Source organism: Acinetobacter sp. ATCC 27244 (assembly GCF_000156555.1).
Lineage (GTDB): Bacteria > Pseudomonadota > Gammaproteobacteria > Pseudomonadales > Moraxellaceae > Acinetobacter > Acinetobacter haemolyticus.
On sequence record NZ_GG665950.1, the window covers coordinates 204,017 to 210,015 of the forward strand.

Here is a 5,999-nt window from a genome sequence, read left to right on the forward strand (position 1 = left end):
CTTTTACACCAACATTTGCACCTGCTTGTGCTTGTTTTCGATCAGCATTCAAGCCTGTTTGTGCTTGCACAGATGAGTTGCCAACATGAACGCCAGTTTGTGTATTTAGACTAATTGATTTTGATTCAGCTTTACGATCCTGATAACGTTTTTTAGCCTCTGCACGTGTTTCAGTAGCGACAGTTTTACCATCTACTGCTTTGTTTACCGTGTAGTTGCTTCCATTTTTAACAGCAGCACCAGTCGTGTGAACGACAGATGAGCCAACATTTGCAGCAGTGCCCACCGTTTTTTGGGTGACATTTACCCCAGTGTTTACAGCCGCATGACCAACATGTTGAGCTGTTTGACCTACGCCTTGTGCTGTATTTTTGACTGCACCCGTAACGCCTTTAATTAAGCCGTTTGACTGTACAGAAACTTGTGCTGAGCCACTCGCATTTGCACCAACGTTTTGTGCAAAAACTGATGCAGAAGCAAGAATACTTGTTGTCACGATAGCTGTTTTGATCATTTTTTTCATTGCGGTTTCCTTAAGTGATGTGCCATATCAGGGCACTTCATAATCGCCATTGCATCATAGCGAGCAAAAAGGAGAAAGCTATGGATTTCAGCAAAACTTTACAAGCACGTTACAGCAGAAACACACTCTAGCGGTAAATTGTGGAGAATGCCTAAAACTATAAATATGTGAAATATATAGTTTTAATTAAAGTTTGAAATCTATGTATCTCTTGGTGATTAGCTTATTTTATGATGCAGCTAATCTCGATGAAAATGAAGAAGAGCCGTTCTTTTATCTAATTTTTACTCAAACATGATTTAAATTAAAAAGTGGCATTTTTATTGCTTGGTATAAAAGTGTGGAAAATTTATTTTGAGTTTTCATTAAATTTATTGATCTCAATAGAAAACTTATCATCTCTCAAACCATTCTACTATGAGGTAATTGCCGTCTAAAAACCAAGTATTATCGCAATTTGCATTTAATTCATTTCAATGTTTGTAAAATATGAAAATTAATGTGAATATTAATGTTAATAATTATTGGTTAATAGATGATTAAAACAAAACCTTGCAATAAGCAGTAAAAGAAATATTGGAGAATATGAATGAAAATGATTGCGGCATTTTTACTCTTATTGGTTGGATTAGGCGTGATCGTACTGTATTTCCAACCATCTGACCCACTGACTTCATCAAATGATCTGTATATCCACCAGATGAAAGATGATTATCTTGAAGTTCCATCCAAACCACTCAATCAGCAGGAGATTAACCAAAAAGAGATTAAAACAACAACTTTATTAAACCAATCTGGCACATCGGAAGAGGAGGCTCAATTTTATAACACCAAAAGTGACCCAGCGATTCAACCGATAGATCCAGAAACTGATCCAGCAAATCAAATTAAAACGCTTTAATCATCGCATGGTCTTTATCCAAGCCCATGAGAGATACATGTTCTTTATCCAAGAACAATGGAGATAGAAATTGAAAAATAAAACGTTGTTATTACTAAGTTTATGTATTTTATACAGTACCAATACTACAGCAGCAGCGCTGAGTGCAACACAGTTAAAGCAACAGTTGAATTCAACTGCTTTAGCTAAAGTTGCTAAAGGCAAGATCGATCTTAATGCTTTGGTAAATAATGAGTCGAATGATTTACTCATCGAGTATGAGACGAATTTTTCTCATATTTCACCAAGTGCAGAAAAGCGGAGTTATATTGCTGAGGGAAAAACGCAGTTTAAAGCAAAATTTGCTCAAGCTTCAGGTTTCCAAACTTTACGCGAATTTAATGGAATACCGATGGGACTCTATCGAATTCAAGACCGAAAAACATTGGCTCAGGTTCTAAATGATCCTTCAGTCAAAGGAGTATATCCAAATCGTAAGAATACACCGACCACAATGCAAAGTTTGCCATTAATCAATCAACCTCAAGCTGTAGCGAATGGCTATACAGGCGAAGGTTCGAGTGTCGTGGTGATCGATACTGGGGTGAATTATAAGCACTCGGATTTTGGTTGTACGGCAGTCAATACGCCAGCTTCAACCTGTCGCGTGGTGCATTCCTTTGATACTGCACCTGACGATGGCAGCTTAGATGATGATGGGCACGGTAGTAATGTTTCGGCCATCGTTGCTAAAGTTGCGACGAAAACTAAAATTATTGGTATCGATGCATTTAGAAAGGTCAGATCCCAAGGGCAATGGGTCAGCACGGCCTATGATAGTGATATTCTCGCAGGTGTAAATTGGGCAGTAAATAATGCTCAAGCCTATAATATTAAAGCGATTAATATGAGTTTGGGCGTGCCTGGAGTGAAATACACCTCGGAATGCCAAAACAGTAGTTACGCAACTGCCTTTGCCAATGCACGTGCAGCCGGGGTTGTTCCTGTCGTCGCATCTGGTAATGATGGATTTGCTGATGGGATATCTTCACCAGCATGTGTTGCGGGTGCCGTGCGTGTAGGTGCTGTATACGATAGTAATCTGGGAAGTTTAGCGTGGAGTAATTGTACTGATAGAACTACAAATGCGGATAAGGTTACTTGTTTTAGCAATGGTGGTTCACTGGTCACTTTACTCGCACCAGGTGCATTGATTACCGCAGGTGGTGAGACACAAGGTGGAACATCACAAGCTGCACCGCATGTGGCAGGGGCGATAGCATTGTTGCGTGCCAATAGTGTGAGTCCAACGGAAAGCATTGATCAAACTATTCATCGCTTGAGAGTCACAGGCAAGTCAGTTACCGATACGAGAACTGGTTTGGTCTTCCCGCGTATTGATGTATTGGCTGCAAGTAACGGCTTATCATCCAATTAAGGTTAATTTTTTATAGTTTAAATTGATCTAGAGTACGTTTAAAAGTGCCATAACTCGTTGCATGATCTTAATCTGCAACGAGTTTTTTAAAATTATTAATGACATTTAGCTAAATTGTCAGCACTAAAATTACTTTGCAGCTTCTTAAAATTTGCTTGAATGGCTGGTTCTTGAATATTAAATATGGCGGATGTTTGAGTGGGTGAGTTGGTATTATTTGAATATTGTGTTGTGTTGGTGCTGGCTGAGATCAAGCCTTGACGATTAAAAATCCAATGCTCCACAGCTTGACCACCCTCAAAATTACCCGTGAATTCAATAAAGCAATTTTTCGGTTGTTGAATAAGTCGAGCGGTATTGTTTTCGGTCGTAGGGGTTGCTTCGATATTTTGAACTTGTTCTAAAATTTGAGTCGCTGTAGTTGTCTGGATCGGAGAAGAAGAACAGCCTGTAAAGATAAGGCTTGTGGTGATTGAAAATAAAAGTGCTTTTAACGGCGTTACATTCATATGCGAAATTCCAGTTCTATAAATATCAATCATTTCAGTGTGTCGGCAAAGCGAGTTAAGTTCAATTTAGTTTTTGAAATGGCCATGTAAATTTATAATGAATTCTTTGGAAAAGATAAAAATATAATTAGTAATTTGTATCAAAAATGACCATCGGAAAGGTCAGTCAGGTTAATGAACTTATTTTTAGTTTATGCCATGTTGTATGCGGAATGAAAATAAGGAAAAACGAGTCATGAATACCAAGTCGAAGACTGTGCCATTTTATAGAGTGATTGTGATCGGTGGTGGTTTTGCGGGTTTAGGTGCTGCGATTAAACTCAAACAAGCGGGTATTCATGATTTCATCTTGCTCGAAAAAGCCAATGAACTCGGTGGTGTATGGCGTGAAAATACCTATCCGGGATGTGCCTGTGATGTGCCATCGGCATTGTATTCATATTCTTTTGAGCCGAATCCTACATGGAGTCGAGTGTTCGCGGGACAAGCGGAAATCAAACAATATTTACAGAACACCGCGCAGAAATATCAAGTTTTACCGCATGTTCATTTCAATCATGAAGCCTTAGCTGCAACGTGGTCGGATGTTAAACAGTGTTGGATTATCAAAACCAATCAAGGTGAATTCCATTCACAATTTGCGATCATGGCATGTGGGCCAATGCATGAACCTGTGATCCCAAATGTAAAAGGTCTCAAAGATTTTGAAGGTGAGATTTTCCATTCATCTCGTTGGCGACATGACTTAGATTTAGCAGGGAAACGTGTTGCGGTGATTGGTACAGGCGCATCTGCAATTCAGTTTGTGCCACAAATTCAGCCGTTGGTAAAACAACTCACTGTATTTCAACGTACACCGCATTGGGTATTACCAAAATCTGATATGCCACTGCCAAGTGCCATTCAAACTTTATTTAAATATGTTCCCGTGACTCAGTCGGTGATGCGTGGTTCAGTCTATGGCATCTTTGAAACCTTAAATGGTGGATTGCAAAGCAATGCTGCAATGCGGCAAGTACAGCGTATTGCTGAATTTCATATTAAACAGGGCATCAAAGACCCTGAGTTACGCGCCAAAGTCACACCAAATTATGTAATCGGCTGTAAACGTATTCTGCAATCTAATGAATGGTATCCAGCCTTAGCTCAAAATAATGTCAATGTTGTCGCAGGGGCGTTGAGCGAAGTGAGTGGTAAACAGTTGATTGGCAGTGATGGTTCAAGCTTTGAAGCCGATGTGATTATTCTCGGAACGGGTTTTGAGGTGGCTGAACCGCCAATAGCTCAGCGTGTCTATAACCGTTATGGACAAAGCATGTCTGATGTATGGCAGGGCAGTCCAGAAGGTTATATGGGAACGATGGTGGCAGATTGCCCGAATGGTTTCTTGATGTTTGGACCGAATATTGCGGTGAGTTCTTCGGCTTTTATCATTATTGAAGCGCAGCTCACTTATATTATAGATGCGTTGAAACAAGCGATTAAAAATAATATCAAAACCATAGAACCTGATCCTGTGCGTATCGCTGAGTTTAATCAACGCGTACAAGAGGCTTTACAAACCACGGTTTGGAACAAGGGTGGTTGTCAGAGTTATTTCATTGATCGGAACGGGCGCAATAGTACGGTCTGGCAGTGGACGACCTTTAAGATGCGTCAACAACTCAGCCGTTTTAACTTAAATGAATATCTGATTGATCATCAGGTTAAGCTCGAAACTGAAACAGCTTAAATATCTGCCATTAATAAATACCTCTAACTTTTGATTAGAGGTATTTTATTTTTAATTCGATGACGGTTGGCTGAGTTGAGCACGCTCAATAGGAACATTTCCATCATTTGTACCAACCACCGCATCTTTGGTGTCTTGCCATTTTTTAGCGGTAAATTGTTTGGCTTTTTGCGTTTGTTCCTGAACGATTTCAGATTGTTCAGCGGTATATTCTTTGGTGTTTTTCCATCTCTCACTCATTTTTTGTGAGGTGTTTTCAGATGCACCTTGGATAGATTCACCTAGGTTTTGCATGCTTTTGCCTGTTTTATATAGCAATACTCGACCGAGACTAGGGTTGTCACCATATGGGAGTGTTTTTTCTGCCGTTGCAGTGTTTGTATTCGTCGTAGTTGTATTTGTTTCGGCTGCCCAGAGAGAAGACGATGCCAAAAGTAAGATTGCTATATATAGAGTTTGCTGTTTTTTCATGATATTTTACAAGTGCGATTAAAGTTAGCTTAGATCAATTTTCATTATTAATAAATATAGTGAAATTATGTTTTTTTATATAGTAACTTGCCGTATATGAAATGTAGGTATTGTGGCAAGATGTTACTTTAAATTTTATTATGGGTGATCTATGGATATTCCTTCAAAATTATACATTCAAGATATCGTGAAAGATGAATTAGATGATGATTTTGTAGGAAAAGTTATTTCTTTAATTGATGAAACATGCTCACAAGCTTATCTTCTAAGATCTCCTTTGAATGAAAAAAAATATAACTATTATTATGAACAAGATAGTGAAAATCCTGATATTTATAATAATGGTTTTGTTTTTTTGCAGCCAGGTTATCCGATTGTTTTTATATCAAACGATGATGATGAAGATGCATTGCATTACTACGGAGAACAGTTCATTCTCGATGTGG

General features: G+C 38.8%; 6 protein-coding genes and 1 pseudogene. 4 read left to right on the top strand and 3 right to left on the bottom strand.

Annotation, left to right across the window (positions count from 1 at the left end):
* On the bottom strand, nucleotides 1-523 hold a 523-nt coding region (locus HMPREF0023_RS03120), incomplete at its 3' end, for a hypothetical protein (protein ID WP_008941184.1).
* Nucleotides 524-1,112: 589 nt separating this feature from the next.
* Between HMPREF0023_RS03120 and HMPREF0023_RS03125 the strand changes: the two genes are divergently transcribed.
* Together HMPREF0023_RS03125 and HMPREF0023_RS03130 are read left to right on the top strand one after the other, a co-directional pair.
* Nucleotides 1,113-1,424 (top strand): hypothetical protein, encoded by a 312-nt coding sequence (locus tag HMPREF0023_RS03125; protein ID WP_004641190.1) that lies wholly within the window; start codon nucleotides 1,113-1,115, stop codon nucleotides 1,422-1,424.
* A 70-nt stretch (nucleotides 1,425-1,494) separates the two neighbouring features.
* Nucleotides 1,495-2,841 carry a S8 family serine peptidase gene (locus HMPREF0023_RS03130; protein ID WP_005088399.1) on the top strand — a complete coding sequence of 449 codons (1,347 nt, stop codon included), beginning with the start codon at nucleotides 1,495-1,497 and terminating at the stop codon, nucleotides 2,839-2,841.
* A gap of 95 nt (nucleotides 2,842-2,936) precedes the next feature.
* Here HMPREF0023_RS03130 and HMPREF0023_RS03135 read toward each other — a convergent pair whose 3' ends face one another.
* Complete coding sequence (locus HMPREF0023_RS03135) at nucleotides 2,937-3,350, bottom strand: hypothetical protein (RefSeq protein ID WP_017396705.1); 414 nt, start codon at nucleotides 3,348-3,350, stop codon at nucleotides 2,937-2,939.
* A 235-nt stretch (nucleotides 3,351-3,585) separates the two neighbouring features.
* On the opposite strand from HMPREF0023_RS03135, the gene HMPREF0023_RS03140 reads away from it, so the two are divergent.
* Nucleotides 3,586-5,082: a flavin-containing monooxygenase gene (locus HMPREF0023_RS03140; RefSeq protein ID WP_017396704.1), complete on the top strand. Its 1,497-nt coding sequence runs from the start codon at nucleotides 3,586-3,588 to the stop codon at nucleotides 5,080-5,082.
* 51 nt (nucleotides 5,083-5,133) lie between these two features.
* On the opposite strand, the gene HMPREF0023_RS03145 is transcribed toward HMPREF0023_RS03140, so the two are convergent.
* Entirely contained in the window at nucleotides 5,134-5,553 is a 420-nt protein-coding gene (locus HMPREF0023_RS03145; protein WP_008941186.1) for a hypothetical protein, read from the bottom strand.
* A 151-nt stretch (nucleotides 5,554-5,704) separates the two neighbouring features.
* Here HMPREF0023_RS03145 and HMPREF0023_RS16665 point away from each other — a divergent pair.
* Nucleotides 5,705-5,999: pseudogene (locus tag HMPREF0023_RS16665) on the top strand (hypothetical protein); the annotation flags it as partial.

Bases quoted from the DNA above. Each gene is read 5' to 3' on its own strand.
- HMPREF0023_RS03125 (WP_004641190.1), top strand. From the start codon at position 1,113: ATGAAAATGATTGCGGCATTTTTACTCTTATTGGTTGGATTAGGCGTG.
- HMPREF0023_RS03135 (WP_017396705.1), bottom strand. From the start codon at position 3,350: ATGAATGTAACGCCGTTAAAAGCACTTTTATTTTCAATCACCACAAGC.
- HMPREF0023_RS03140 (WP_017396704.1), top strand. From the start codon at position 3,586: ATGAATACCAAGTCGAAGACTGTGCCATTTTATAGAGTGATTGTGATC.
- HMPREF0023_RS03145 (WP_008941186.1), bottom strand. From the start codon at position 5,553: ATGAAAAAACAGCAAACTCTATATATAGCAATCTTACTTTTGGCATCG.